The organism is Micromonospora sp. BS32, assembly GCF_059089345.1.
The window spans coordinates 1-386 of record NZ_JBSSHR010000166.1; the positions used below are offsets into that span (position 1 = coordinate 1).

1 protein-coding gene is annotated in these 386 nt (G+C 67.6%); it reads left to right on the forward strand.

Features of this window, described 5'->3' with window-relative positions; genetic code table 11:
• Positions 1-386: methylenetetrahydrofolate reductase (locus tag AC5RWQ_RS30740; RefSeq protein WP_494286090.1), on the forward strand; the 386-nt coding region annotated here is incomplete at both ends.

Consider the following 386-nt stretch of genomic DNA (forward strand, 5'->3'; position numbering starts at 1 on the left):
TCACTGAGATGCACCCGCGCTCGACGGACCCGGCGGAGGACACCCGGCACTTCCTCGACAAGTGCCGCGCGGGCGCGGACTTCGCGATCACCCAGATGTTCTTCGACCCGGACGCCTACCTGCGGCTGCGCGACCGGGTGGACAGCGCGGGCTGCACGGTGCCGATCATCCCCGAGGTGATGCCCGTCACGAACGTCCGGCAGATCGAGCGGTTCTCGCAGCTCGGCAACGCGCCCTTCCCGCCCGACCTGGCCGAACGCATCCTCGCGGTGCAGGACGACCCGGCGGAGGTGCGGAAGATCGGCATCGAGTTCACCACCGAGATGTGTCGGCGACTGATGGACGAGGACATCCCGGGGCTCCACTGCATTACTCTTAACCACTCC